General features: G+C 56.5%; 29 protein-coding genes. 17 read left to right on the top strand and 12 right to left on the bottom strand.

The window, feature by feature from the left end:
• The first annotated feature begins 40 nt into the window (after nt 1-40).
• Entirely contained in the window at nt 41-373 is a 333-nt protein-coding gene (locus FZX13_RS04860; RefSeq protein WP_226407810.1) for a hypothetical protein, read from the top strand.
• Between the two features lie 8 nt (nt 374-381).
• Complete coding sequence (locus tag FZX13_RS04855; RefSeq protein ID WP_226407808.1) at nt 382-1,485, top strand: DUF819 family protein; 1,104 nt, start codon at nt 382-384, stop codon at nt 1,483-1,485.
• 6 nt (nt 1,486-1,491) lie between these two features.
• On the opposite strand, the gene FZX13_RS04850 is transcribed toward FZX13_RS04855, so the two are convergent.
• From FZX13_RS04850 to FZX13_RS04815, 8 genes are all read right to left on the bottom strand, one after another.
• The gene (locus FZX13_RS04850; protein WP_226407807.1) at nt 1,492-2,385 is read right to left on the bottom strand and encodes a homoserine O-succinyltransferase; all 894 of its coding nucleotides are present in this window, start codon (nt 2,383-2,385) and stop codon (nt 1,492-1,494) included.
• A gap of 17 nt (nt 2,386-2,402) precedes the next feature.
• Nucleotides 2,403-3,728 (bottom strand): O-acetylhomoserine aminocarboxypropyltransferase/cysteine synthase family protein, encoded by a 1,326-nt coding sequence (locus FZX13_RS04845; protein ID WP_226407805.1) that lies wholly within the window; start codon nt 3,726-3,728, stop codon nt 2,403-2,405.
• Between the two features lie 29 nt (nt 3,729-3,757).
• Complete coding sequence (locus FZX13_RS04840) at nt 3,758-4,429, bottom strand: hypothetical protein (RefSeq protein ID WP_226407803.1); 672 nt, start codon at nt 4,427-4,429, stop codon at nt 3,758-3,760.
• A 43-nt stretch (nt 4,430-4,472) separates the two neighbouring features.
• Nucleotides 4,473-5,462 (bottom strand): transglycosylase SLT domain-containing protein, encoded by a 990-nt coding sequence (locus tag FZX13_RS04835; protein ID WP_226407791.1) that lies wholly within the window; start codon nt 5,460-5,462, stop codon nt 4,473-4,475.
• A 39-nt stretch (nt 5,463-5,501) separates the two neighbouring features.
• A complete protein-coding gene (locus tag FZX13_RS04830; RefSeq protein WP_226407789.1) occupies nt 5,502-6,077 on the bottom strand; it encodes a DOMON-like domain-containing protein in 576 nt (191 codons plus the stop codon).
• 1 nt (nt 6,078) lies between these two features.
• Entirely contained in the window at nt 6,079-7,209 is a 1,131-nt protein-coding gene (locus FZX13_RS04825; RefSeq protein ID WP_226407787.1) for a phosphotransferase enzyme family protein, read from the bottom strand.
• Nucleotides 7,210-7,279: 70 nt separating this feature from the next.
• Nucleotides 7,280-8,794 carry a hypothetical protein gene (locus tag FZX13_RS04820; RefSeq protein WP_226407776.1) on the bottom strand — a complete coding sequence of 505 codons (1,515 nt, stop codon included), beginning with the start codon at nt 8,792-8,794 and terminating at the stop codon, nt 7,280-7,282.
• Nucleotides 8,795-9,311: 517 nt separating this feature from the next.
• Complete coding sequence (locus FZX13_RS04815; RefSeq protein ID WP_226407774.1) at nt 9,312-9,875, bottom strand: glutathione S-transferase family protein; 564 nt, start codon at nt 9,873-9,875, stop codon at nt 9,312-9,314.
• A 302-nt stretch (nt 9,876-10,177) separates the two neighbouring features.
• Here FZX13_RS04815 and FZX13_RS04810 point away from each other — a divergent pair, with 302 nt between their 5' ends.
• Entirely contained in the window at nt 10,178-10,636 is a 459-nt protein-coding gene (locus FZX13_RS04810) for a hypothetical protein (RefSeq protein ID WP_226407772.1), read from the top strand.
• Here FZX13_RS04810 and FZX13_RS04805 read toward each other — a convergent pair whose 3' ends face one another.
• Nucleotides 10,637-11,941: a Rieske 2Fe-2S domain-containing protein gene (locus FZX13_RS04805; protein WP_226407770.1), complete on the bottom strand. Its 1,305-nt coding sequence runs from the start codon at nt 11,939-11,941 to the stop codon at nt 10,637-10,639.
• Nucleotides 11,942-12,119: 178 nt separating this feature from the next.
• Between FZX13_RS04805 and stpA the strand changes: the two genes are divergently transcribed.
• From stpA to FZX13_RS04775, 6 genes are all read left to right on the top strand, one after another.
• On the top strand, nt 12,120-13,337 hold the full coding sequence (stpA, locus tag FZX13_RS04800) for a glucosylglycerol 3-phosphatase (RefSeq protein WP_226407769.1): 1,218 nt from the start codon (nt 12,120-12,122) through the stop codon (nt 13,335-13,337).
• Nucleotides 13,338-13,416: 79 nt separating this feature from the next.
• Complete coding sequence (locus FZX13_RS04795; RefSeq protein ID WP_226407767.1) at nt 13,417-13,635, top strand: hypothetical protein; 219 nt, start codon at nt 13,417-13,419, stop codon at nt 13,633-13,635.
• 89 nt (nt 13,636-13,724) lie between these two features.
• Nucleotides 13,725-14,669, top strand: coding sequence for an arsenosugar biosynthesis radical SAM (seleno)protein ArsS (arsS, locus tag FZX13_RS04790; protein ID WP_226398136.1), 945 nt, complete (start codon nt 13,725-13,727; stop codon nt 14,667-14,669).
• 42 nt (nt 14,670-14,711) lie between these two features.
• Nucleotides 14,712-14,933, top strand: coding sequence for a DUF3721 domain-containing protein (locus tag FZX13_RS04785; protein WP_226407765.1), 222 nt, complete (start codon nt 14,712-14,714; stop codon nt 14,931-14,933).
• A 3-nt stretch (nt 14,934-14,936) separates the two neighbouring features.
• Entirely contained in the window at nt 14,937-15,332 is a 396-nt protein-coding gene (locus FZX13_RS04780; protein ID WP_115025176.1) for a hypothetical protein, read from the top strand.
• A gap of 119 nt (nt 15,333-15,451) precedes the next feature.
• Nucleotides 15,452-15,646, top strand: coding sequence for a hypothetical protein (locus FZX13_RS04775; RefSeq protein ID WP_115025175.1), 195 nt, complete (start codon nt 15,452-15,454; stop codon nt 15,644-15,646).
• Nucleotides 15,647-15,664: 18 nt separating this feature from the next.
• Here FZX13_RS04775 and FZX13_RS04770 read toward each other — a convergent pair whose 3' ends face one another.
• Entirely contained in the window at nt 15,665-16,120 is a 456-nt protein-coding gene (locus FZX13_RS04770; protein ID WP_226398135.1) for a Fur family transcriptional regulator, read from the bottom strand.
• A 145-nt stretch (nt 16,121-16,265) separates the two neighbouring features.
• On the opposite strand from FZX13_RS04770, the gene FZX13_RS04765 reads away from it, so the two are divergent.
• Genes FZX13_RS04765 through FZX13_RS04755 form a run of 3 tightly spaced genes read left to right on the top strand, consistent with a single transcriptional unit; the run spans nt 16,266 to nt 17,537 of the window.
• Nucleotides 16,266-16,532, top strand: a complete 267-nt coding sequence (locus tag FZX13_RS04765) for a DUF3764 family protein (RefSeq protein WP_115025365.1) — start codon at nt 16,266-16,268, stop codon at nt 16,530-16,532.
• Nucleotides 16,532-16,765 carry a TIGR02450 family Trp-rich protein gene (locus tag FZX13_RS04760; protein WP_166017163.1) on the top strand — a complete coding sequence of 78 codons (234 nt, stop codon included), beginning with the start codon at nt 16,532-16,534 and terminating at the stop codon, nt 16,763-16,765. The genes FZX13_RS04765 and FZX13_RS04760 overlap by 1 nt, the downstream gene beginning before the upstream one ends.
• Nucleotides 16,743-17,537 carry a metallophosphoesterase gene (locus FZX13_RS04755; RefSeq protein WP_226407763.1) on the top strand — a complete coding sequence of 265 codons (795 nt, stop codon included), beginning with the start codon at nt 16,743-16,745 and terminating at the stop codon, nt 17,535-17,537. The genes FZX13_RS04760 and FZX13_RS04755 overlap by 23 nt, the downstream gene beginning before the upstream one ends.
• Here the strand turns inward: FZX13_RS04755 and FZX13_RS04750 are convergent.
• Both FZX13_RS04750 and FZX13_RS04745 read right to left on the bottom strand, forming a co-directional pair.
• Nucleotides 17,500-17,751, bottom strand: a complete 252-nt coding sequence (locus FZX13_RS04750; RefSeq protein ID WP_166017161.1) for a hypothetical protein — start codon at nt 17,749-17,751, stop codon at nt 17,500-17,502. The genes FZX13_RS04755 and FZX13_RS04750 overlap by 38 nt on opposite strands.
• A gap of 42 nt (nt 17,752-17,793) precedes the next feature.
• Entirely contained in the window at nt 17,794-18,504 is a 711-nt protein-coding gene (locus tag FZX13_RS04745) for a putative 2OG-Fe(II) oxygenase (RefSeq protein WP_115093571.1), read from the bottom strand.
• A 40-nt stretch (nt 18,505-18,544) separates the two neighbouring features.
• On the opposite strand from FZX13_RS04745, the gene FZX13_RS04740 reads away from it, so the two are divergent.
• From FZX13_RS04740 to FZX13_RS04720, 5 genes are all read left to right on the top strand, one after another.
• Complete coding sequence (locus FZX13_RS04740) at nt 18,545-19,072, top strand: hypothetical protein (protein WP_370630776.1); 528 nt, start codon at nt 18,545-18,547, stop codon at nt 19,070-19,072.
• Nucleotides 19,073-19,815: 743 nt separating this feature from the next.
• Nucleotides 19,816-20,016 carry a 50S ribosomal protein L33 gene (gene rpmG, locus FZX13_RS04735; protein WP_115025170.1) on the top strand — a complete coding sequence of 67 codons (201 nt, stop codon included), beginning with the start codon at nt 19,816-19,818 and terminating at the stop codon, nt 20,014-20,016.
• A gap of 375 nt (nt 20,017-20,391) precedes the next feature.
• Nucleotides 20,392-20,589 carry a hypothetical protein gene (locus FZX13_RS04730; protein WP_115093525.1) on the top strand — a complete coding sequence of 66 codons (198 nt, stop codon included), beginning with the start codon at nt 20,392-20,394 and terminating at the stop codon, nt 20,587-20,589.
• Nucleotides 20,590-22,149: 1,560 nt separating this feature from the next.
• Nucleotides 22,150-23,187 (top strand): chlorophyll a/b binding light-harvesting protein, encoded by a 1,038-nt coding sequence (locus FZX13_RS04725; protein ID WP_226408251.1) that lies wholly within the window; start codon nt 22,150-22,152, stop codon nt 23,185-23,187.
• A 698-nt stretch (nt 23,188-23,885) separates the two neighbouring features.
• Nucleotides 23,886-24,887, top strand: coding sequence for a hypothetical protein (locus FZX13_RS04720; protein ID WP_226407761.1), 1,002 nt, complete (start codon nt 23,886-23,888; stop codon nt 24,885-24,887).
• The last annotated feature ends 5 nt before the right edge of the window (nt 24,888-24,892 follow it).

Here is a 24,892-nt window from a genome sequence, read left to right as displayed (position 1 = left end):
GGTCGGTTCCATCTCGAGACTGTCCCATACATTCGAATGCATGGGAGCCCGAATCACTGAAGAAGAATTCCTCAAGCGCGCTGTTCAGCGTTTTGGTGATCAATTCGACTACAGCCTGATCCGCTGGCGTAGTTACAAGAGCCCTGTTCAAATCCGCTGCAAAGAACATCCGGTTCAACTGATCACAATCACGCCGGAAAAGCATCTCCAAACCTTGGGCGGATGCCGCCACTGTCTTCGTGAAAGGCGCATTGCCTCGCTGGAGCGGGAACTCAACCGTAAGTCCGCTCAGCGTCCTGATTCCGTTCCTCTTGAGTCTTCTCCTCTTGAGTCTTCAATAACCCTCGAAACAACCCCTAACCGTACGGTTTAAAGCTCGCGATGGTGGTGTCGCTGGTTGGAGTTCTGGGGCTCACCCTGACGGGATGGTGGATCAGTCGCTCGACAGGCATTGGACGCCAGCTCGGAACCACGATGGTGGTTCTGCTGATCGGATTTCTGGTGACGAATGTCACCGGTTGGCAGCCGCAAACAGCTGCAGTGAATTGGGTGAGCGGTCCGCTGACGTCCTTGGCCATCACGCAGCTCCTGCTCGCTGTTGATCTGCGACGGATCTGGCCAGAGGCTCAGCGTCTTTTCGCTCCTTTTGTTGTGGCTGTGGTGGCGACGCTGCTCGCCGTTCTGCTCGGGGCTGTTTTGCTCAAGCCCTGGCTTTTGGGCAACAGCACTGTTCTTGCAGGCATTTACACCGCCACTTTCACGGGAGGAAGCCTCAACTTTGTATCCGTCGCCCGCACCCTTCAGCCGCCGGAGCCACTGCTCCTCTTGGCCACGGCAGCGGATCATGTGGTCTTTGCCACTTGGTTCGGCCTCAGCATCCTGATCGGTCGTCGTTGGGGGAAAGAGGTGGAGTCCGTTGCCCCCCAGTTGCATCGAGACGAGCTCGATGCGCCATCGCGATCTGATGGTTCCCGGGTCCTGTGGTCACTGCTCTGGGGCGGTGCCGTTCTGTGCACAGCGGAGTTGATGACGGCTCTGATTCAGCGGGGTTGGAGTGACTGTCCATCCATCCTGGTGCTGACCACGACGGCGTTGATCGCTGCCCAGCTCCCTGGTGCGTCTTTGCGCTCGGGTTGCTACGGGCTTGGCTTGCTGTTGATCCAACCTTTCTTCACTGTGATTGGACTCAGCTCTCCCTTGACCGGGTTGTTTGGTTCTGGATGGCCTGTCTTTTTATATGCCGTCTGGATTGTTGCTGTTCAGGGGGTTCTGTTGTTGGTGCTGCGTTCCTGGCAACGTTGGCCTCTGGTCGAATCTCTGGTGGCATCCCAGGCAGCCATCGGTGGCCCAAGCACTGCTCTGGCCCTGGCAACATCCCTCAACCGCCCAGCGCTTGCCATGCCTGGGGTAGCCATCGGTCTGCTGGGCTACTTAATCGGCACCTACCTCGGCTTGTTGTCTGCGTTTCTATTGGGTTTGACCTAACGCAGCTCAGGCCCTAAGGCTGACCCGCTGGTAGCAGAACCACAGCCATTGTTGGAACAGAAGGTTCCGATGGGACCGCCAGAGAGTCTGGGGACGGGCGGGATCAAAATTCTCGGGCGGGGGAACATCACCCCGGGCCCGGTCACGTTCCATTTCTCCGACGATTCGCCCGACGTTGTATTCGGGGTGGCCCAAGTGCATCAGCTGGCGTTGATCCGGGGTCTCGAAAATGGTGTAGCCCACCTGCTCGCCGTGGGCGAGCAGACGGAGACGTCCATCCCGTTGCGCGGCTTCCATGGCAGCGTCCGGCAGCCCTGCATGACGGCTTTGGGGACAGACGAAATCATCGTCTTGGGTGCCCATTAAGGAATGACCAGGAACCAGGCTGCGCATGGGGTAGATCCCGAACAGTTTCTGCGGGAACGAAACCTTGTCGACGCCAGCCAGGTAGGCGAGGGCGAAACCGGCCCAGCACAGGCCAAGGGTGCTGGCGCAAGTTTGTCGCGCTTCCTCGATCAATTTGACCAGCTCTGTCCAGTAACTGACCTGTTCAAAGGGCAGGTGCTCCACGGGGGCACCGGTGATGATCAGGCCATCAAGGGGACCCTGGGACAAGGCCTCATCCCAGCTCACATACAGCTGGTTGAGATGGTTCTGATCCCAACTTTTGTAGGCATGGGAGTTGAGTCGAATCCAAATCGGTTCGATCTGCAGCACCGAAAGGCCCAGCGGATGCAGCAGGTTGAACTCGTACTGCTTGCCCAGCGGCATGATGTTGAGAATGCCAATACGCAGGGGCCGGATGTCCTGGCGTTCGGCCTGTTCAGGCTCAATCCAGGAGATCCGGTTGCGTTCAACCTCCGCGATTTTGTGGTAGCTGCGAGGAAGGATCAACGCCATGGGGGCTGTGTCGGCATTCAGCTGAGAACGGCGAGGGCCTGCTCGAAGTCGGCCTTGATGTCGTCGATGTGTTCGAGTCCGACGGAGACCCGCACCATCGTGGGCGTGACGCCAGCAGAGGCCTGTTCAGCCTCACTGAGTTGCTGGTGGGTTGTGGACGCGGGATGAATCACCAGCGTTTTCGCATCGCCCACGTTGGCGAGGTGGCTGGCCAGCTTGAGGCTGTCGATGAAGCGCACGGCATCGTCATAGCCGCCGTTGAGGGAGAACATCAGCATGCATCCCATGCCCCGTCCTGTCAGGTATTTCTTGGCGGCAGCGTTGTAAGGATCGTGCTCCAGGCCGGGATAGCTCACATGGGTGATGGCGGGATGCGAATCCAGCCAAGTGGCCAGAGCCATGGCGTTTTCGGTGTGGCGCTCCACGCGCAGGCTCAGGGTTTCTAGACCCTGCAACAGCAGGAAGCTGTTGAACGGACTGACGGCCGGACCCCAATCCCGCAGACCTTCCACCCGGGCCCGCAGCGCGAAGGCGATGTTGCGGTCTTCCGGCAGGCCAAGCATCTTGCAGACGTCACTGCCGAAGCCAAAGGCATCCCAGTGCACCAAACCGTGATATGCCGCACTGGGCTGGCTCATCAGCGGGAACTTGCCGTTGCCCCAATTGAAGGTGCCGGCATCCACGATCACGCCCCCGAGGCTGGTGCCGTGGCCCCCGATCCATTTGGTGGCACTCTCCACCACCACATCGGCGCCATGCTCAATCGGTCGCAGTAGAGCACCACAGGCGCCCAATGTGTTGTCAACGATCAAGGGGATGCCTTTCTCTTTGGCGAGCGCTGAAAGGCCCTCGAAATCGGGGATGTTGAAGCGGGGATTGCCCATCGCTTCGACATAAAGCGCTTTGGTGTTGTCGTCGATTTGTGCCGCAAAGCTTGCGACGTCGTCGCCTTCTGCAAAACGCACGTTGATTCCCAGCCGCGGGAACTGCACCTTGAACTGGTTGTACGTGCCGCCGTAGAGGTACGACGTTGAGACGAAATTGTCTCCCGCCTGCATGCAGTTGGTGATCGCAAGAAACTGAGCCGACTGCCCTGAGGCGGTTGCTAGAGCTGCCACTCCGCCTTCGAGGGCGGCAACGCGTTTCTCAAACACGTCTGTGGTCGGATTCATCAGTCGGGTGTAGATGTTCCCGAATTCCTTTAGACCGAAGAGGTTGGCCCCATGTTCGGCGTCATTGAAGACGTATGAACTGGTCTGATAGATGGGAACCGCCCGCGCGTTGGTTGCACTGTCGGGCGATTGCCCAGCATGAAGCTGCAGGGTCTCGAAGCGGTGAGACATCGTCCTCGGCGTTGGGCACTGCCCCTGTTCTAGTCGTCAGCGAGCTCAGGTTTGTCGGTTTCCGCCAGAGAAGGGAATGTGCTGCGAATGACTGCCTGGATGTCGCGGTGGGCTTCGCTGCGGAATCCAGCCACGCCGTCGGCACTGAGCAGGGGGTAGGTGCGATCACTGGAATCCACCTCGCGTAGGTGCTTCCACCGGTTGCTGCTGTCTTCCGCTTTGAGTGCGATGAGGGGCGCCTGGAAGTCGTAGGCCTTGGTGTTGCCGAGGGCGGCCACCTGGGCGGTGAGCTTTTCACGCACTGGGCTGAGGGCTTTGGCCTTCAGCGTGTCCGGCAAGCCAAGCACAGGCTCGTAATGGTCGAGAAGACGGAGTTCGGCCTCCAGCAGCACGGGCCAGGCACCGCGTTCGCCTTCTGTCAGGCCCATCGCCGCCTCGGCCTCGGTCATTGCCTCTAGATGGAAGCGCAGCCATCGGTAGTAGGTCTTCTCTTTGATGGGTTTCTTGGCCGCAGCCCTTCCAGACACAATCGCCGGGAGAGCTTTCTCGGCCTTACGCAGGAAGAGACGATCCTCCCGTTCCAAATTCATGGCCCCCCAGCGCTGCCGGTATTCCCAGAGCTCGATGTAGCGAGCCACATCAATCTCGGACCATCCGAGACCTTTCAGTTCATCACCGCGATGGGAGGTTTCCTTGGACACCCGCTTCCTGGATCACGCCAGTTCTCAGCGTAGGTGTCGATGCTCACCGGTTTGGTGATCTGCTGGCGGGGTTGGTCTGCAGATACTCCTGAACACTGATCCGCTGCGGCTGGTTGTAGCCCACCGGCAACCAAAGATCACCGGCTGCAGCATTGAAGTGGATTTCCCAGTGATACAAACCGGTGTAGGCCGCGGGATCCTCCTTCATCAGCGAGGCATAGAGGAGCACCGCGCGGCCGTAGTAATCGCTGTTGTTGTAGCCCCAAAGGCCGCGGCGAATGTCCTGAAGTCCGCCCCGACGCACCAGATATCGCGCCGCAGCCTGGATGGCGTCGTGGGGATCGCGGATGCTCCCGGCGCCAATCCCTGGTTCTGCCCAGGTGGTGGGCAGAAACTGCATGGGCCCCTGGGCATTGGCCACGGAGACGCCATCGATGCGCCCCATGCCGGTTTCCACGAGGTTCACTGCAGCTAGAACCTCCCATTCAATCCCCGTCGCCGCCTCGGCTTTGCGGTAGTAGCTGAGCAGCTTGTCCGCTGCTTCGGGTTGAATGATCCGCCAGGCGGGGAGCATGGACGGTCCACGGCCACGGCTCATCCGCACGAATTCGCGCCGTGCTGCGAGGTGCCTTTCTGCCACGCTGCGCCAGCGCGGAGGCAGGCCGTTGATGACCGCTTGGGCTCTGGGCTGCTCCGTGGACAGCACCCGGTAGATCACCTGTTGTTGATGCCCAAGATCGGGCAGCGCATCGGCCGGCGTGGCTGGGTCCCGTAACGCCTGTTCAACAGCTGCCAGCAGCGTTGCCAGTTCGGTTGTGTCGGCTGGCACAAGGGGGTATCGCCTGCCGTCTCGTGTTTTGGGTTGGGTCGCTTGGGCAGGAAGTGCTACAGGCGCCGTCATCACTGCCGCGGTCACCACCGGTGCGGTCACGAACGCTTCTGCTTCGGCCCGTGGCTGTTTCGGTTTAAGCCACAGCCCCCCCAGCAGGGTTGCCGTGAGAGCCGAGACAATCAGCACGTTGCGGCTGCGCATGGTGAGGCAGGGGCGCTGTGCTGACACTACCGGTGCGGTTCAGGCCGTAAGGAAGGTGCTGCGGTCGTGAAAGTCCGGCTTGCGTCCGTGGCAGAGAGCCCAATGGCTCAGACCGTCCTGACCGCGATCGATCACGGCCGTCAATGCCAGGTCTGGGCAGCCCCCTGGCGTCCACCAGGGCTCCAAAGCAATCCTGGCGTCCAGCCGCAGTTGATGCGCCCCGCGTTGCAGCCGCACCGTTGGGGGTGTGCTGAGCTCTTGCTGGGTCTGGCCACTGCGGTAGTGATCAAAGCGATAAACCGCCCAATCCCCATTGGGAGCCAGATTTACTTCCCAATAACGTTGCTCGCCAGGGGCGGCGAGAAACGCCTCGAAGCACGTGGTGGTCCAGAGATCATCCCTGCGATGTCCCTGTTGTGGCCCATCATTCAGATCCCTCGGCAGACGCAGCGCATTGATGCCTGTGGCCGAGCGGGCCAGGACTCCATAGCTGAGTTCCAGCCATCCATCGCGCGTCCAGACGAGCTCGGCGCTGATCTGGAACCCTGGAGGCATGGACCGTTCAAAGGGGATCAGGCGGCATGCCTGACGCAGCATCACTGCAGAACGACCCATCTCAGTGGCTTGGTCCCTTCTGACGCTGCAGCCGCTTGACCAGGTGTTCCAAGTCGCTGAACTGTTGTTCCACCGCTTCTGTGAGTCGGAATTGAACCAGGGCCCGTTGCAGATTGTGCCCAGGTCGATCGCAGCGGAAATACACGTCGCCCTCAAGATGATCGGTGAGGAACCTCAGTCCCAGTTCCATCGGGATCAGACGGATGCAGTGGGGCAGATAGTGCAGGTCCCAGTCACTCAGAAATCCACCAGCAACTGACAGATAGCCCTTGAGAATGGCCTCACAGAGGTTCATGTCAAATTCCACATCGTCCAGGGAGAGTGTTTCTTCTCCGGCTGGATTGCAGCAGGACCGCAAACAGTCGCCGATGTCGTAGTGAACGAGTCCCGGTTTGACCGTGTCCAGGTCAATCAGACCGATGGCCTGACCACTGGCCTCGTCAATCATCACGTTGTTGATCTTCGGGTCTCCGTGGATGGGACGGTGATGGAGTTCGCCGCGTGCAAGAGCTGCTTCGAGAACATCCACGCCCTGGCGGCGCTGCTCTACAAACGCGCAGGCGTCACGCTCGGCAGGGCCCATGCGGCCCGTGGCCGCGGCGGCGACATCGAAGCGTTGGAGATAGGCCGGTGTGACATGGAAATTTTCCAGGGTGTCAGCCAGTTGATCGGTCGGCAGGTCACTGATCAGGTGGTGGAACATCCCGAGCCCGTAACCCACTTCCTGGGCGTGGGCACTGTCCCTGATCACATCACTGGTGGTGGCTGCACCGATGTAGGTGATCGAGCGCCAAAACTCGCCGTTTTGTTCGATCCAGGGGGAGGCTTCCCTCCGACAGGGAACCACTCTGGGTACTTCCCAGCGGCGTCCCTTCAGTTGTGGAGGTGGAGAGGCGAGACGGCGCTCCATGTGTTCGCCCAGGGCCTGCAGGTTCTGCATCACCAGGTCGGGACGATCGAAAACGCTCGTGTTCAGCCGCTGCATGACGAAGGCGCCGTCTTGTCCCTCATGAGTCACGAGGAAGGTTTCGTTGACGTTGCCGGAGCCAAGGGAGCGGATGGCTTTGATCCCCTCGCGAGGATGGAAGCGATCGGCGATGGCTTCCAGGGCCTCGGTCATGAACGGTCGCATGGGTCTCAAGCCGCACATTGCCGCGCTTCCTGCGTTCTGCCCCGTTCAGGTGTGCAGAACAGAAGCCGACTCAGGCTTTGAGCTGGCTTTCGATGACGTCCATCAATTGCAGGTAGGCCGGTGTTCCGGTCTCACCGTTCTCGTCGAGGGCCATCTTTTTGCGCATGGCCTGATTGGCATTGTCCGCAATGACGGCATTCACCACGAGGTCTAGAGCTTTAGGCACCTCCAGGTTTTGCAGAGCCTCGGCATACCGACGGCTGTGGCTAGGTCGTACTGATTCCTGGCAGTAGCTGGAGAGTTCCCGGCTTTCCGTCATTACCCGGTAGGCGGTGTCCTTGACGCCAGCACGCCCGTAAATCGCCATATACAGCAGATTCACCATGGAAGCGTCGTGGGCTGGGATCGCGTATTTGCGGGCGATTTGAGGCCAATACCGCAGAGATTTCAAACCCTCTAGTCCGCCTTTGCGCAGGCCTGCGGCTTCACACCACTGTTCCAACTCCTCCATGGAATGAGGACAGCGGCCCTGATCGCGCATCTCCTGTGCCATCACTTGGCCGGCCTGGAAATTACGGGTTGGGCTACCGGAGACGGGCAGCATCATGCTGCCGCGCACATCAGCCACCATGGCCGTGAGCTGGCTGAAGGTGTGGTCCCGTACCCGCTCGAAGTCGCCGTCGCGCACCAGGGTGGATTCAATTCTTGGTACGGCGTAGCCCAGTTCTGTTAGAGGGAAGGGCTGACGGTGGTACAGCCGTTGCCGGTCGGGTCGTGCCATGGACACGGTGGCCGCCTGATCCAGGCACTGGTTCAGAAGCAGGGTTAGGAGCGTTGGCAACACACCTGGGTTGTCCTGATGGAAGCCATAGCCGAAACCGGCAAACACCGACGCCATGTTTTTGGCGGCTTTGATGAACTGCCCCTCCACGTTGTGAACACCAGCGGAGACCTGGATGTTGGGGGACAGTTGATCCATCAGCTGGGCACCCAACATCGCTGTTAGGGCGTTGGGATGGCAGAAGTTGGCGGTGAAGCTGTCGAAGGGATTGCGTAGAGCTCCATGGCGGTGAAAGCCGGAGAAGAAAGCGAGCTCCGGTTGTTGCTCACAGAGCACATAGGCGCTGTTGTTGATCGGGTCATGGCTGAAGGACCCCGCCAGGCAGGCCAGCACCACTTGGTCTCGATTGAGCTCTTGCCGTAAACGACAGGCTTCGTGGAGATCTTCTTCGATGTGATTGCTGTTGGCGCTGAGCACAACCAGGTCGCAGCGCTGGATGAGATCGCTGAGGGTGTTGGCCACAAGCTCACCGCCGCTGCGATGGCAACCCATCTCGAGCACGGTCTCCACGTGCTCGTCGTCCATGTTTTCAATCGTTTCTCTGGGGAAGGCTCCCAGCAGGTCCCGGCCAGGACGAGGGGCGAGTAGCAGACGCCCTTCTGCGTTTTGCATGGCGCAGTTGTATGCCAGCGACGCGGGGTAGAGCCCGACGCTGTAGAAGCCGACCTTGCCGTTCGACAGCTCCTGCACACGCCGCCGTATCGCTCCGGCATCCAGGCTCTGGTCGAAGAAGGAGTTGCGCATCTGGCAAGACTAAGCAGCGCCCTGGGTGAAACTGCTCACAGCAGACAGATACCGTTTCCAATCACGATGCAGAGGTCTCTCGGCATCGTTTTTGGGTGGGATTGGGGTGATGAGTTGACGGTAGAAGCGGGTTGGTTGAATGCACGCCATAGACGATCAATAGAAGCTTTGACATTGGGTGATTGTCTTCGGAACCTTGGTAGATCCAAATTTTGGAATATTTGAACGCAATCAATCATCTGGCTGGAGTTTCAGGTGAATACCTTGAGGGCGGCACCGTGTGCCTTTCTTTTGTTCTGTGCTTGGTTGGGCCCAGAGTCGAACGCTGAAGGATGTCGTGCAGGTTGATGGGTCTGGTGTGGTCAGTAACCAGCTTTGAATTTGTTATTGGGTGATTTTGTAATCATGTAGATCTCATATTGCTTCTTAATCTTTAGGCTCTGGGGTGAATGTTTTGCTGGTTTTGAAGTTTGAGTTTTGCTACCGCGCTAACAAGTTAACCTCAGATCAGGCTGGATCAAAGGCCCATGATCAGTCTGTAATTTTGGTTGGAGCGTGTCCGCTCATTGAGGGACTGGATTTCTGGATAGGCTGAGAGATCTTCGTTGGGATAAAAAATGGGGAGGTAGCCGAGATATGCGTTGACTGCACAATCGGCGGCAGTCCAGCAATCCCCCACCAAAAACTTTTTCTTGCTGTAGAGGTCATTCAGTGTCGCCATAAGTCTTGGAAACTCCCGCTCCTTATTGGAGGGAACAAATAAAGCTATCGCCAGTGTGGAGTTGGCGAAAAGAATCCACTGGATGATGGAGGCGCGTGTTGCCTGGTCTTTGACTTCGTTGGTGTAATTCTCGGAGAGATACTGAAGAATGGCGCCTGACTCAAACAGCACTAAACCATTGCTGTCGTCTTTAAGGGCAGGTAACTTGCCGAAAGGATTCACCTCCAAATAGCTCGGATCAAGATTTTGTCGAGCTGCCAGGTCAATGTTGACGTAATTGTAGGAAATACCTTTTTCTGCTGCGTACCATTTTGGCATCGATGCACGGGTCTTGGGGCCGCCATAGAGATAAAGCGTCATCACTGGTTTGCGATCAAATCTATGCTAGCTCTAGTGATGCTTCCTGGCATTTTCATTGCCTAGCGGCTTAGTTTGTTTCGGGAGTCGTGATGGGTTTGCTGGGCAAGATTGTGTTTAAAAGGGATTCAATTAATAGTTTTAACCTGGCACTTCCAAGCCTTCAAAAGTTGCTCTTGTTTGATGGTTTTATGAATTTATCTGTCGCCTGATTCCCCTTGATGTATCGATCGAGAGGTGGTGATGGCATCTGGGCGGGCGTGTTCACTCCAAACACGCTGTAATGCGCTCAAGTCATTGTTCACATGCCAGTGTCCAGCCGTGATCTGCTGATGGCGTACCGCTGGCCTGCGGCGGTCGTCCTGTCCAGCCTGGTTTTGGCGGCCACGGCAGTCAAGCTGCTGAGTAGGCCAATTCCTATCTCCATTGAAGGTGGATTGCAGGTGGACAAGCTGGTGCTTCCGCCCAGTGTCACCATCCGCTCTGATGCGCCTTTACCGGTGGTGGTGCAGGAGCAGGTGACCATCTCCGGAGATGCCCCCCTTGCGATTGAAGGTCCCGTGTCGGTGAAATCGATTGCGGGGGCGGTGACGGTGAATGCCGATGCACGGGTCAGTGGCCTTGACGGCGAGGTGTCCGTTAAGGCGGATCAACCGCTCCCTGTTCGAGCCGATGTGTCTGTCGACAACAAAGTCACCATCGGCGGCAAGGTCGACATTGAGGGCAAGGTGAAACCGACCTTGCTTCCTGTTCCAGGGCTCTGATTAGCGGTTGCGGGGGGCCTGGCCGTCGCCGACGGTCAGGCCCTGCTCCCAGCGGTTGAGCTGTCGCAGTACTAGGCCCGTCACTGCGGCGGTGACCAATCCGACGCTGCTCCAGGTGTTGCCTTGTTCGATGCCAACAAGAACGGCGGAGCCCCAGAGCAACGCCCAGGTCCATGGACGAGCCTTTTGGATGTTCGCCAGAGCTGCAGAGCAGCTGCGGCAATGGATGGTGTGGCTTTGGTACCGATCCATGAGCTCTGTTGTGGTTTGCCTGGGTGGGAGGCGTTGCCCTGCGAAGGGCTCGCCGCCGTTGGCGTTCAACCAGCGATGCAGGGCAGCGACGTAGACGTCTGACGTTGTGGGCATAAAAAAGCTGCGCTCCACGGCGGAGCTACCGCCGGCCTGCTCCAGTACCCGTTCCTGCCAGTGCAGAAACACCTGATCGTCCTCTAGCACCTTGTGGTTCGCGATGTGCTGCAACCAGCGGGGACGCAATCCGATCAGGACGCGAGGTAACGCGGATTGGAACTGGAAGGGGAAGCGGGCGAACAGGCGGCACTCGCCGCGTCGGATCGGGACGGCATACACAACGGTGAGGATGCGGCCAAACCCCTTGGCGGTGAGGTCGTGCCACATCAGTTGGGGCGCCCGAAAGCAGGTGGACTGGGCGCCGAGCTTGCCCCGGCGAGGCCCCTCCTCCCAGAACGCTTTGAAGCCATCAGCGTCTTCATGGGTGACTTTGGCTTCAACGGGGGCAGCGTTGTCCCGCTTGCCCACGGTTTTGTGGTGGGTGAAAGGAACGTGACTGACGTCGAGCACGTTTTCCAGCAGGGTCACCGCATCCATCGGCAGATCTCGGAAGGTGTCTTGCACCGTCCAGCTTTCGGGGTTGTCTTCAAGAGCTGGAACCAGGGGGAGCTGACTTGGGTCTGCGGCATCGGGGGCACCCATCCAGACGAACAGCAGTCCCTGCCCCGTCGCTGTCGGCAAGCTGGCGCAGCGGGACCGTCGGTTGTTGGGCTGAGTGTTCTCGAGCGCTTGCGGCACGCGCTGGCACTGGCCGCTGCCATCGAAACTCCAGCCGTGATACGGACATTCAAGGAGCCCTTCGTCGTTGATCCGACCTTCGCTGAGGGGAACCAAACGGTGGGGGCAGACATCGGGGAACACTCGCCAGCGTTCCTTGCTCTTATCCCACCAGATCACCAGATCCCGCTCTAGCAGGGTGAATCGACTCGGCTTTTTAGGGTCGAGGTCCTGCACATAGCTGATGGGCCACCACTGTTCGGTCCAGGTGGGGTGCATGGCAGGAGCATCAAGGCCGCCATGTTCGCTAGCCGGATGGCTTGACCGCGGTGTTTCGCTTGCCATCAGCGCTGCTCCGTGCCTCCGCCACTGGACTTCTCACTCGTTTGGAACTAAGGAGTTGCGCGAAGAAATTGCACTGTTGTGCATTCGTCTGAAGCGACATCTCTGAATCTCCATGCCCCGTCTGACGCCCGACCAGTTCCTGCAAGAGCTCACAGGTGCTGAAGACCTGTTGATCGTGCAGGACCTCGATGGCGTCTGCATGCAACTCGTCAAGGATCCACTGACACGGTGCATGGATCCTGCCTATGTGGAAGCAGTCGCTGCCCTGGATGGCCAATTCGCTGTGTTGACCAATGGTGAACATGAGGGCCGTCGCGGGGTGAACCGTCTCGTGGAACAGGCCCTGGCGGATCCCGATTTACCCAAACGTGAGGGCCGTTATCTGCCGGGTCTGGCGGCTGGAGGGGTGCAGTTGCAGGATCGCTTTGGCGACCTGAGCCATCCCGGCGTCTCGCAGGAGGAAATGACCTTCCTTGCTCAAGCCCCCAGCAGGATGGAAGCCTTGCTGATGGAGCGGCTGCCGGCCCTGCTTCCGCAGCTGCATGGTGACGATCTGGCTCAGGTTGCCAAAGCTGCCGTGTTGGACACCCAGGTCTCACCGACGATCAATCTCAATGGGATTTTTGCTTTTGTCCCCGGTGATGTGACTTGTCAGCAGGCTCTTCAGACGATGCTGTCTGAGCTGATGCATCAGTTGCTTGCCGAAGCTGCAGATCAGGGGTTGGAGGGGTCTTTCTTTTTGCATGTGGCTCCCAACCTGGGCCGCGATGCACAAGGGGATGAACGGATCAAACCCGCTGCTTTCGGGGATGTCGGAACCACCGACATTCAATTCATGCTCACAGGTTCCATCAAGGAGGCTGGCCTTTTGGTGCTGCTCAATCAGCACATCAAGCGCCGTTGGGGTGAATCCCCCTTGGGTGATGCCTTCAACGTGAGAACGGCTCCCCACGCACCCGATGCGCTGTTGGCCTTGGTGAAGGAGCGGATCCCCGCGGAACGGATGCCGTTGTTGGTGGGGGTGGGCGACACCGTTACCTCCACGGCATCAGCTGATGGCGCGGGGTGGCTGCGAGGCGGCAGTGATCGAGGCTTCCTCAACCTGTTGCAGGACCTCGGGGCCTGGTCTGGTCAACCCAACCGCGTTGTTCTCGTCGACAGCAGCCATGGCGAAGTGGATCGGCCCAGCCACGCCGATGGGAGCTTGCAAGGAATCACCGATCCAGAGGATTCCCTGCGGATTGACGTGCTGATGCCCGACGGTCCGGACCAATACATCGCCTGGTTCCGCCAGCTTTCCGCGCGGCGCTCTGCGGACCCTGTGCGCTAAATCACAACCGCGCTTGACCGGTGTCATCGGGAATCAGCGCTGAATTGAGGAGGGTTGCTTCAGCACCAACCCAGTTCTCATGTTTGCCAAAACCGTCGCTGTTCTCGCTGTCCTCAGCGGTACCGCCCTTCCGATCGCCGCCTTGTCGATTCATGCGGTGATGGAAGCTCAGATCCCCCACTGCACGATTGATTTGCCGGCTTCAGCACCTATCTGTACTGATGCGGTTACCGGCCTCAAGTTCGACCATCAGTATCACCGCAGTGGAATGTTCGCCTCCGTCGGTGAACGCAGCTGATCAAGAGAAGACCCGTTGATTGTGTCGACAAGAACCCACTCCACTCCGATCTGCTGTCTGGAAGAATCGGCTTTATCTGTTAGGTGCCGGTGACTGTCGTTGAGAGGGTTTTCCCGCCACTGAAGCGCGGACTGCTCACAACGTTGCAGGTCAATCTTGGGTACCGCTGCAACCAAAGCTGCGCCCATTGCCATGTGAATGCTGGGCCGACCCGCACCGAGATGATGGCTGCGGATCTTCTGGCGTTGATTCCTCAGATTCTTGAGCGCCATGGGATCGCCTGCCTCGATCTCACGGGGGGAGCACCGGAGCTGCATCCGGGCTTTCGTGATTTGGTTCGGCAGGCACGATCACGCGGAACCGCGGTGATTGACCGCTGCAATCTCACAATCCTGAGTGAACCGGATCAGGAGGACCTGGCTGAATTCCTGGCGGATCAGGGTGTTTGCATCACAGCCTCCTTGCCCTGTTACAGCGCTGAGAATGTCGATCGCCAAAGAGGTGATGGCGTGTTTGAACGCAGCATCAGCGGCCTACGACAGCTCAATGCTCTGGGCTACGGAACGGGCGATCCCAACCGGCAGCTGGATCTCGTTTACAACCCCCTTGGCCCGGTTTTGCCTCCCCCCCAGCAGGCCTTGGAGGCTGATTACAAGACCGCATTGGCTGGGTTGGGGATCCGGTTTGATCGTCTACTGACGCTGGCCAATATGCCCATCCAACGCTTCGCCAGGCAATTGGAACTCAACAGCGAATTGCAGTCATATCAAGCCCTTCTGGAGGAAGCGCACAACCCCGAAAATCTGGAGTCTGTGATGTGCCGCCAGCTGATCAGTGTGGACTGGCAAGGCCATCTTTATGACTGCGATTTCAACCAGCAGCTCGGACTCCCCTGTTCCGGGGAGCTCCGTCACCTTCGTGATCTGATGCGCCTCTCAACCGTTCCTGCGGATCAGTCGATCCACACGGCTCAGCATTGTTTCGGCTGTACCGCTGGCGCAGGGTCAAGTTGTGGTGGAGCACTTCAGGGCTGATTCTCTCTTCATGGGCATAGTGGGGAGATATGTGTCGAGGCCATGCCGCTGAATCGCATTTTTTCCTCTGCTGTTGTTCTTCTGATGTCTGCGACGGGAGCCATGGCTGAGGCGCATGGCCAACCCAAACAGGCGATGTTCAGCTCCAAAGCTGAAGCCGAAGCGGCTGCCCCGGGATTTGGTTGCAAGGGTGCGCATCAGATGGGTGAGATGTGGATGGTCTGCGACAAGCACGGTGAGGCGGATCACCATGGAGCGCACTGATTCATGAGTGAAGGTGGGCACTGCGGCAGCAAGCCGAAGCGAATTGCGATCGGGGTAGCTCCTCTGGGCACCATCTCCATCGGCATCGTGCCGATGGGGGTCATCTGCATTGGGGTGGTGCCGATGGGGGTGGTCTCGATCGGTGTGGTGGCGATGGGCGTGATCAATGCAGCCATCGTTGGGATGGGATTGGTGGCGGTGGGTGTCAACACCATGGGGGTGATCACAGCCGGCCCGATGAGCATGGGCTTGATTCAGATTCGCTCCACGACCAACCCGCGCTATCTGGCTTATCCAAGTCGAGAGGAGGCGGAGGAGCAGGCACGCAAGTTGGGCTGCAAAGGAGTGCACCGCATGGGCGATCGCTACTGGATGCCTTGTAACGAGCACCCTCAGTAAGGCCTCCACAGGAAGGTCTCCAAGGGTTCGCTTCACAAAAGCTTCGGAAGACTTCTGTTGCAGGCACCTTCTCAGAGGTCGTTCTGCTGGCTTCAGTGTGAGAAAGAGGGGCGTACCCGATGTCATCGTCTCCACGTGAGCGTCTTCAATCCCTACTCAGTGCCCGATGGCTGGAGATGGGTGAGGTGTCGTTGATGCATCACCGCCAGGTTCAAGTCTTGTTGAACACCTTGAGGCGCGAAAAAGAGCTTGTTTCCGTGCAGCTCATTGACCTCCTTGTGACAGATCTCTACGACAGGGAATTTCGCGCTTAATGATCAGCTGTTAGGCGCTTATCCCTGGCACTTGGGGCAGATCGCGCGCACATTCAGGCTGGATTCAATGAGTTGAAAGCCAACATGTTCTGCGGCAGCAGCCCCTGCTGCAAGAACGGATTCGCTTTCAAATTCTTCTGTCCGTCCGCAGCGGATGCAGACCACATGGTGATGTTGACGATGATCTTCGACGGCCAGCTCGAAGCGTCGTCCACCCTCACTGAGTTCCAGTTCTTGGAGCAATCCCATGTCGGCCAGGAGGCGCAGGGTGCGATACACCGTGGCCAGGGACACCTTCATGTCGAGTGCCGCCAGCTGCTGGTGCACCTCTTCGGCACTGAGGTGGCAACCGGATCCACAGTGTTCAAACAGTTCAAGAACACGTTTGCGCTGCGGGGTGAGTCGACGCCCGTCCTGATGCAGGCCCCGCTGCAAAGTTGTGTCAGTTGAGGCAGGCGCGGAGGACGATGTCACAGCTTCTCCTCGCTTGTTCTCAATAGTAGTCCTTAATGAGAGTGCCGTCTCGCCTCTATTTCATTGTCGTGATCTAATCCCCTCGGTTGCCGAGAAGCAAGACGAATTCTGGTGATAACGTCCGCCAGCGATGTCGTTCTGGTCGATGGAAACCCACGTCCTCACCTTCACGATCACTAAGTCATTTGCTGAATGGGTCGCCACCTATGACGCATCTCTGCCGCTTCAGAAAATCGCTGGTATTACTTCCCTCTACCGGGGAGTCAGCAAGGAGGACCCCACCAAGGTCTGCGCCGTGATGCAAGCCTCTCCCGGTGTGATGGAGCAATTCATTGCCGACAACACCGACATGATCGAGGCTTCAGGGCATGTGATTGAGAGCACCATCAGCCAGGTGTTCGTCGCCAGCTGATGGTTTGGCGTCCTGCGCGGGCCTGGACCAGCCAGAGCCCGGTTGCCGGTTATCGCCATTTCGAGTTGATCACGCAGGGTGGGAGCGGTGATCAGCGCTGGGTGGAATTGGCCGCTGTCCTGAAGCCATCCCATCGGGAACGGGTGCTCTGGAGCGAGCTCAAAGATTCAAATCGCTGGAGCAGCGGCTGGCAGTCCATTCCTGAGGACGATGCGAATTCTCCAACTGAGTGATCCACACCTGGTGGGAGCTGATCAGGGTTTGGTGCGGGGAAGGCTGGCCCTCGCACACCTGGAGCAAGCTCTGCGGGTTGGCTGCGCCATGGACCCCGATCTGGTTCTGGTCACGGGTGATCTGTGCCAGGACGAAAGCTGGGGTGGTTATGTCCGGCTGCGAACAGCTCTGACCAACCACGTGCGCTGCAAGGTTGCTCTGGTGCCCGGTAACCACGATCACCCGCTGTTGCTGGATGCGGTTTTGGGGAGGGCGTGCGTGACAGGCCCCGCTGATTTTGTGGTTAGAGGAGTGCGCTTGGTACTGCTGAACAGCCACAAGGTTTCTTCTGCAGCCGGTCAGCTCGGCTTGGCTCAGCTCCAGTGGCTGGAACGGCGTTTGCAGCATTCAGAGCGCCGTGATCTGCCCCTTGTGGTTGCTCTTCATCATCCTCCGATCGCCATCGGTGATGACGGCATGGATGCGATCCGGTTGCTTGATCAAGATTCTCTTGAGGCTGTGTTGCGTCCCCATCTCGCTCTGCGGGCGGTTTTGTTTGGCCATATTCATCAGCATTGGCTAGGCCACTGGGCGACGCGCCCTGATGTGACACTTCTGGGCTGCCCTTCCACGCTTTGCAGTTTCAAGGCAGTGCAGGATTGTCCCCTCGACCGAGCTGGTGATCCAGGCGGGAGGCTTCTCGACCTGACGTCTGATGGAGATCTTCAGCATCAAGTGCTGCGTTGGTCTGACGTCAGCCCATCCCTTTCTGGGATGCGCGGAAGGCCTTGAGCTTGTCGATGTCTTTTTCTTCGTCGATGGAATAGTCCGTCAGGATCAAGGCCTTGCCAATGGTGCCCAGGGCATACTCGATCCGGTCGAGATCCCGACGTCCCTCTTGATCCAGCCTCGCTGAGCGAATCACTTCAGGGCGCAACTGATCGGCCAACTGCTCCAACGCCGATGCGATCGCTTTGGCCTGCTCGAGTGGCTCTGTTTGACCCATGAATCCTGAACAGATGCAACCAGTTGACTCTGGCAGCTCTTCTCAGAATCCCTTGGCGGTGGGGCGCTGACTCGAGAGGGAGACGTTGCCAAGGGGGTGCTGCTGGGCGGGCTGTTGCATTGCGGTTGGTGCAGCACCAGGTGCTGCCATGGCATTGAAAGCGAGGGACCAGCGCTCCCCTTCACCACGGAAGGGCATCACCGAATGGGGTTGCCAGGCCGGGAACACATAGAACTCTCCGGGGACGGGCAGCACGTAGTGCGCCATTCCGGTGCGGAACGATTGCAGATGCCAGTCTTCCGGACCGTGGAAGCACAGTTGGCCATCAAAACTATTGGCATTGATCTGGGGTGGCACCTTTAGAAAGATCACCCCGGAAAAGCTGCCGCCATGGGTGTGGGTGGGGTTGTAGTCGCCTGCGGTCTGGCAATTGAGCCAGAGATCAATCATCTGCAAGCGGTATCGACCGGGAACCCAGGGGCCGCGACCTTGGGGAGGCTGACGGTCCATCACATGGCGGATCCAGCGATCACAGGCAGGCAGCAGGTAGTTGTTGCTGAGGTCCTGCACGCCGGGTTGGTCCGGCCGCAGTTCGCGTTGCTGACGCAGTTGACCGGCCAGCTTCGCTGATGCATCGGGGCTGGAATCAGGATTGGCGAGAACGCTTTCGCTTAGATCAATCAGCTGCTGGAGCAAAGGGTCCGGCAGGGTGCCCCGAAGGATGGAGCGTGGAAACAGATCGAGAACGTCCACCAATGACTGGTCTGCTGCAGGTCATCGTGGCAGCCCCAAAGTGGGTGGACTGTTCATGCCGATCGTGATGCTGCGCCACGCACTCCTGCTGCCTTTGGTGCTTGTGGGCTCCGTTGCTGTGGCGGCTCCTGATCTACTGGGGCAACAGGGGCCCACGACAGCCTTGCTGCAGGGAGGGGCACTGCAGCTCAGTACCCGCCGAACTGCTGAGCGGTTCCCTGACGGCAACCGCATCTGGAAGGTTGAGCTGCATCGAGGCTCTCGACTCCTGGCCAGTTGGCCAGCAGCCAGTGGTGTTGCCGGGCGCCAAACCGCTGATCGCCGCTGGAGTCCCGGTAATGCTGCCCCCTTACCCGCCGGCGAGTACAGCTTGGGACGTCCCGAACCTTGGGGTAACGATCTTTGGTTTGACCTGACCCCTCGCTTCGACACCACTCGCAGTGCTCTGGGAATCCACCGCTGTTACCCCGGCACAGGGTGCATCTGCATTCCAAAGAGGGCTGACATCGATGCACTCGCAAGTTGGGTTAAGGCCTCGGGAATTCGCACTCTGAAGGTGGTGAACTGACTTTTTGCGGCCTTAATCAAAAATCGACTCTTGATAGGTCAACTCGGTTTTCAGTGAGATTGTTGAGCAATACAGACTGCTTCTTGAAACCAGCAGACGTATTGAATTCATCGTCACAGGGCTTTGGCTCATTTGAACAATGTCGTTGACTCATCGGAACGCCATCGAACATTTCACTGAGAGATATTCGTAGTGGACGCTTGGAGAAGCATCCAAATCGATGATTGATCGTGTCATCGGGCGCTGGTACACCAACTGACTTCTTCGTCGTAGGGGGAGTCGGTCCAGCGTTATCTCACCCTGATGAGTCGTCTTGCAACTTGCTCCCGTCTCATTTGGTCAAAGTCACTGCTTCATCGGAACGGTAATTGCCACTTTTCAAGGTCATCGTTGCTTTGAAGGGCAGCTTGACGGCGCCTCTTCACCCGATGATTCTGGCGAGCCATCGGGCGCTGGAGCAGAACTGACTCTTCTTCATGAGCGATGGAGAGTCAGTCCAGCGTTACCGCATTTGTCTTCGGCAGCTTTGAAACGAGACCTGGTTTCATTTGAGTGATGCCAACTTCTCATTTTTATGCAACGCCTGCGTGAGCAGGAGGCAAGATGAAATTTGAAGGTTCTCGCGAGGCACCTTCAATTCGATGACTTATCCGGGTCATCAAGCTGGGGTTACAGCTGACTCTTCTTCATGAGCGATGGAGAGTCAGTCCAGCCAATTTTGTTTTGATTGCAATTTTATTTTCATGGCTAAGAGCAAAGGTGTTCGAATTGTTGTCACTCTTGAATGTACAGAGTGCAGAACAGCTGCAACTTCCGAAAAACGCTCGCCAGGTGTATCCCGTTATACGACCACAAAAAACCGGAGAAATACTCCCGATAGGCTTGAGCTTATGAAATTCTGCCCGCAGCTCAACAGAATGACATTGCATCGTGAAATCAAGTAATAAGAGCAAGAGTTTATTTGTGCTGGTTTTGGAGTAATTGAATTGTTCAAAAGCTCTAATGTGAGACAGGAAGATGCACTCTTATAGGCAGTTTTATCTTCCTGATGTATCTTTGCCTAGGTGTCGCGATGAGCTCCTATGAGCACAATTGGCGATGAGGGGATAGTGGATTCGATTCATGCCAGCGTGCCTCTTCTCTCTTGGTTCTAAGTGAATACCATGGCAATGCTCATTGTCAATGATTGGCGAATTATTAATTGATCAGCTCTTAGGTGTTTGAATATTTTTGCGTATCAATACGATTGGCCATTGGTAGAATTTAAGACGACCCTTGAGCAGCAATCAGGCTAATTTCTAGGCAACTGCATTCTAGTCATGACAAACATCGAAGCATTTGCCCATATCATTGACTTGGCAAACCGAACCACTGATAAGACTACCTATGACTATTTAATGCAGGAGGCTCAGGAGATCATGAGAGATAAAGAGACAGAAGATATAAGCTATTGTGATTTTGCGGAGTTGGTGAAAGAGCGGCTTGAAAATGAATCGCAAAGACTCAAGATTGACTGATTTTGACTCAACCCAAAAGGGATTGCGGCATCGGTGGATATGGTTGGGTGAAGCTAATGGCAGTCACTGAAGCGCATTGTGAGGGAACTGTTGTTGCTTCGGCTTGGCACTGACTCGTCAATCCTGTTCTTGGCAGACCAGCCAGTCAGGCTTCATGTTTAGGAGCTAGCCGAGAATGACTTGTGGATTCCAGGGGAACCAGCCTGAGAACCCACTTGTGGTTTGTCACACCGTTCTCAAGCCTTGCCACTCCACCACCACTGTTTCATGGAAGATCGAGAGAGTTGATCCCTCAGTCTGGGGTTGCATTGGTCACGTTGTCATTGCTCAAAGGAATCTCGCTGTAGCGGCATTGGAAGCACATCTTTCCAGGGAGCCAGCCAATATTTGTTTGAACAGTTCATTCCAGCCGGAGCTGTTCCTGCAATGGATTCGCTGCTGTCGAATTCATTGGCGTCGTCTGACCCTTTTCCCCTCCAGGTTTAAGGGTCAGTCAGACGTGCACTAAAAACAGTATTAATGTCGGTGCTGATTGGGTTGCTTTTTGCGCTAATCACTCGCCTGCATGAGTCTTTCCCACTCTGGCCCTGCTCTCTGATGTCCCGTAAGACAACTCGTCTCACCAACCTTGATGCATCAGTTTTAGAAGCAGAGATGCGTTGTGGAACTGAATGGCCGATTGGTCTTATTGATGCTATTGCACAAGCCCATCAGACCACAGTTCGATGCGTTATTGAGCGGCGTCGAGTGTTGCGTCCCACCGTTTGGAATGATCCCTATAATCCACACTCCACCAGTAATTCGTAATGCTGATGGTTTGCTAGGTCTCAGGAGTAAAAAACAATAGTCAAAATATTGTTCCATTGTTTTGACGCCTCTTTTTGGCTTTGATATGAACGTTGGTGGAATTGCCCATATTCTTCAATCTGGTGGTAAGGATGGTTCGAAGTCATCGCATATGCATTGCCTTCTGGATGGGCATCACTAAAGGTGTCGCTCTTCCTTTCGATCAATTGACTCGATCAACGTTTTAGATTTAACATGATCTTGATGCGTTAATTACGTGCCTGTGCTGTCAAGTCTTGATAATAGTTAGGTCGCCCTTGGACGGGGTTCGGCAAAAACATAAGTGATTTACTCCTCGTCAATAATTTCGAGGGGTAGATCTCTTTTTTATTCTGTATTTAAAAGACAAGCCATGGGTGGATGAACCATGGCTCGCCTGAGCCTGCAAAACCCCTGCAGGCTCAGGCGAAATCTAAAGACTGTTCTTCTATGCCTGCGCATTCATTTGATACTTCGAATGCTCTCAATTGCTTTTGTGCTTTGTTGTGGATGCCGGTGGATTTTTGCAGCTAGCACGATCCAGCATGTTCTTGATTGATCCACTGCTTGCTACAATTAGTCTTTCCTGCTGTCTCCATTGATGCGGTCAAGGTTTAATTTGTGCAAATGATTCTTTTGCTGGTTAAATAAGATCTGCCCCTAAAAAGTAATGTAAAAATAAGGCGAATTGGGTCGGGCCAATTCTTAAGTTGCGAATGCCACATTTTTTTGAAAATGCAGTCTTATGGAAGTTCATCAGTCAGTTATGACTGGTGGGCTGGAAACTCAGGCGTGGCTAAACGCAGCGGCTCTTTTATTGCAGCCCATGCAGCCCATGCAGGCTTGATCATGTTTTGGGCTGGTGCCTTCACCTTGTTTGAGTTGGCCCGTTATGACGGAACACTGCCAATGGGAGAACAAGGGCTGATTTTGATTCCACATCTCGCCGGCCTTGGCTTCGGCGTAGGAGAAGGTGCTGTAATCATTGACCAGCAACCCCTCATCGCGATCGCAGCATTCCATCTGGTTTCATCTGCTGTACTTGGAGCAGCTGGAATCTGGCATACGCTTCGAGCTCCCAAAGACCTTTCAGAAGCTGAGGGCCGCGCCCAAAAGTTTCATTTTGAATGGAGTGATGGCAAAAAGCTCACTTTCATCCTGGGTCATCACCTGATTTTTCTTGGCCTAGGAGTCATCGCCTTCGTTGAATGGGCAAAGCGCCATGGAATTTACGACAGCGCCATCGGAGCTGTTCGACGGGTGGAGCCAAACATTGACCTCGGCATGGTGTGGGGTTATCAGGCTAATTTTCTTTCCATCAGTAGTCTTGAGGACGTGATGGGTGGCCATGCTGTTTTGGCCTTCATTCTCACGATTGGTGGTGTTTGGCATATCATCTCCAGCCCTTTCGGTCCATTCAAAAAGGTCTTGATCTACAACGGCGAGTCGATTTTGTCTTACTCGCTTGCAGGTATAGCTCTGATGGGATTTGTGACCGCTATTTGGTGTGCACAAAACACAACAATTTACCCCGTTGAGCTGTATGGCGATCCATTGAAATTGAATTTCGCTTTCTCTCCCTACTTCAGCGACGCAACTACTCTTGAAGGTGGTGCCCACTCAGCCCGGGCTTGGCTGGCCAATACGCACTTCTACCTTGCATTCTTCTTCCTGCAGGGGCATTTTTGGCATGCCTTGCGCGGCATGGGCTTTAACTTCAAGCGCGTTTCTGAGGCGCTTGACAACATGGGGAATTCCAAGATCAGTGCCTGATTGATCTGCCGTTTCTGATGTACCCCTCATCTCAGTGAGATGGGGGGATTTTTTTGTTTCGTGATTCGGCCGGAAGTCCGCCTGGTCTGATTCTTTCTGAAACCACATCATCCTTTTCCTGGATTATTTCGTCTTGTCGGTAACCTCTTAGCCGTATTTTTTCAGGCTGCGGTGCAGATATCCACTTCGTTGTCATGAGACCTATGGACTGTCTCGCGTCAAACATCTCAAGGGCTACAAGAGTATTGCAAGGGCTTGTCGAGCTCCTGACCGGCCTATTTTGTATTGGATGGATTCTCTAAATGAAGACTTTTGTCTTTGTATTTGTCGACAAAATGTCGACCTATCGTCTGCGATTTTGTTCTTTGCGTCTCGTTTTGGTTGCTTCAAGCCTTTGATCGCTGCTTTCAGTGATGCCTGCCAGGCGCTGGGATTCGCCTTGGTTTTGGCTTGTGTCAAGTCTCTTCGCCCCTTAAGAAATTCGGTGGTGTATCGGTAGGCACGGATTTGTCCGTCAACGTAATTCCGTGGTCGAATCGCTCCGGTGGTGCATCGCCGTCGACCACACAACATTCATCGTCGACGCGCAGATTGCAGCGGACGGATCAGATGCCATCCGATGACTGGGTGGTCTGTAGCACCGACGTTCCCTTGGCAGAGCACTACAACGGAGTCAATCCAGCACCTTGACCGGTTTCATGGACGTCAGCCTCTGGATGATTGTCGGTTTCCTCCTGGCGGCGTACTCCATCGTCGCGAACGACTCTCTTCAGACCCTCGGCACTTACATCTCGTCCAACAAAAAACGCACGCCAAAGCCGGTGCAGATGCTTTTCATCTGCTCGGTAACGAGCGTGGTGTTGATGCTGGGCTGGGTTCTGTCCAATGGTGATCCCGCCTGGGGAAGGCTCAGTGTTCCTGGCAAAGAGTTCCCTTTGCCTGAACCCTTTACCTGGGTTTATGTCCTTCCCCCGCTCGCTGTTCTGGCGTTAACCCAATGGGGGGCGCCGGTGAGCACTTCGTTCTTGGTGTTGTCCTCGTTCCAGCCGGCCAACATCGGCAAGCTGCTGAACAGTTCTCTAACGGGCTACGTCCTCGCCTTCGCCGTGGGCCTTACCGCCTATGGCCTGGGCATGTGGTTGCTGGAGCGCTGGGTGTTCCGCTGCTCTGAGGAGGGCAACGTTCCCAGCAAAATCTGGTACCTACTGCAGTGGTGCTCCACCGGTTTCCTTTGGAGCATGTGGTTGGTGCAGGACTTGGCCAATATCTTTGTGTTCCTGCCCCGTCAGCTTGGGTTCTTCCCCATGCTGATCTGCACGCTGGTGCTCTGCGTGGGCCTATGTGTTCTGGTAGCCACCGGGGGTGGTCCTATACAGGCTGTGCTCCGCTCCAAGACGAACACGTCCGATCTTCGGTCGGCCACGGTGATCGACTTCTTTTTTGGCCTTTGTCTGCTCTATAAAGCGTTTCTTTCGACGTTCCCTTTGAGCACCACCTGGGTGTTTTTGGGGCTGCTCGGCGGTCGAGAGATTGCCCTGAGGAGCAAGGAAAGGGAATTTGAGTACGTGTTCACCAACCAGGAAAGCGGCACGCTCGCCAAGATCATTGGTAGTGATCTTTGGAAAGCCGCCATCGGCGTGGTGGTGAGTCTGGTGATTGCCCTCAGCATCCAGCCTCTCGCTCAGTTCACTGCAGGTTGACCGCT

The organism is Synechococcus sp. MU1625 (assembly GCF_020514205.1).
Classification (GTDB): Bacteria; Cyanobacteriota; Cyanobacteriia; order PCC-6307; family Cyanobiaceae; genus Parasynechococcus.
The sequence above is the reverse complement of the archived record's forward strand: the minus strand, read 5'-3'. Positions and strand labels throughout refer to the sequence as shown.

Coding starts and splice junctions, on each gene's coding strand:
- FZX13_RS04860 (WP_226407810.1), top strand. CDS start 41: ATGGGAGCCCGAATCACTGAAGAAGAATTCCTCAAGCGCGCTGTTCAG.
- FZX13_RS04855 (WP_226407808.1), top strand. CDS start 382: ATGGTGGTGTCGCTGGTTGGAGTTCTGGGGCTCACCCTGACGGGATGG.
- FZX13_RS04850 (WP_226407807.1), bottom strand. CDS start 2,385: ATGGCGTTGATCCTTCCTCGCAGCTACCACAAAATCGCGGAGGTTGAA.
- FZX13_RS04845 (WP_226407805.1), bottom strand. CDS start 3,728: ATGTCTCACCGCTTCGAGACCCTGCAGCTTCATGCTGGGCAATCGCCC.
- FZX13_RS04835 (WP_226407791.1), bottom strand. CDS start 5,462: ATGCGCAGCCGCAACGTGCTGATTGTCTCGGCTCTCACGGCAACCCTG.
- FZX13_RS04830 (WP_226407789.1), bottom strand. CDS start 6,077: ATGGGTCGTTCTGCAGTGATGCTGCGTCAGGCATGCCGCCTGATCCCC.
- FZX13_RS04825 (WP_226407787.1), bottom strand. CDS start 7,209: ATGCGACCGTTCATGACCGAGGCCCTGGAAGCCATCGCCGATCGCTTC.
- FZX13_RS04820 (WP_226407776.1), bottom strand. CDS start 8,794: ATGCGCAACTCCTTCTTCGACCAGAGCCTGGATGCCGGAGCGATACGG.
- FZX13_RS04815 (WP_226407774.1), bottom strand. CDS start 9,875: ATGACGCTTTATCTCTATGGCGGCCCCAAGACCCGTGCATCGATGCCA.
- FZX13_RS04810 (WP_226407772.1), top strand. CDS start 10,178: ATGCCAGTGTCCAGCCGTGATCTGCTGATGGCGTACCGCTGGCCTGCG.
- FZX13_RS04805 (WP_226407770.1), bottom strand. CDS start 11,941: ATGCACCCCACCTGGACCGAACAGTGGTGGCCCATCAGCTATGTGCAG.
- stpA (WP_226407769.1), top strand. CDS start 12,120: ATGCCCCGTCTGACGCCCGACCAGTTCCTGCAAGAGCTCACAGGTGCT.
- FZX13_RS04795 (WP_226407767.1), top strand. CDS start 13,417: ATGTTTGCCAAAACCGTCGCTGTTCTCGCTGTCCTCAGCGGTACCGCC.
- FZX13_RS04785 (WP_226407765.1), top strand. CDS start 14,712: ATGCCGCTGAATCGCATTTTTTCCTCTGCTGTTGTTCTTCTGATGTCT.
- FZX13_RS04780 (WP_115025176.1), top strand. CDS start 14,937: ATGAGTGAAGGTGGGCACTGCGGCAGCAAGCCGAAGCGAATTGCGATC.
- FZX13_RS04775 (WP_115025175.1), top strand. CDS start 15,452: ATGTCATCGTCTCCACGTGAGCGTCTTCAATCCCTACTCAGTGCCCGA.
- FZX13_RS04765 (WP_115025365.1), top strand. CDS start 16,266: ATGGAAACCCACGTCCTCACCTTCACGATCACTAAGTCATTTGCTGAA.
- FZX13_RS04760 (WP_166017163.1), top strand. CDS start 16,532: ATGGTTTGGCGTCCTGCGCGGGCCTGGACCAGCCAGAGCCCGGTTGCC.
- FZX13_RS04755 (WP_226407763.1), top strand. CDS start 16,743: ATGCGAATTCTCCAACTGAGTGATCCACACCTGGTGGGAGCTGATCAG.
- FZX13_RS04750 (WP_166017161.1), bottom strand. CDS start 17,751: ATGGGTCAAACAGAGCCACTCGAGCAGGCCAAAGCGATCGCATCGGCG.
- rpmG (WP_115025170.1), top strand. CDS start 19,816: ATGGCTAAGAGCAAAGGTGTTCGAATTGTTGTCACTCTTGAATGTACA.
- FZX13_RS04730 (WP_115093525.1), top strand. CDS start 20,392: ATGACAAACATCGAAGCATTTGCCCATATCATTGACTTGGCAAACCGA.
- FZX13_RS04725 (WP_226408251.1), top strand. CDS start 22,150: ATGCAGTCTTATGGAAGTTCATCAGTCAGTTATGACTGGTGGGCTGGA.
- FZX13_RS04720 (WP_226407761.1), top strand. CDS start 23,886: ATGGACGTCAGCCTCTGGATGATTGTCGGTTTCCTCCTGGCGGCGTAC.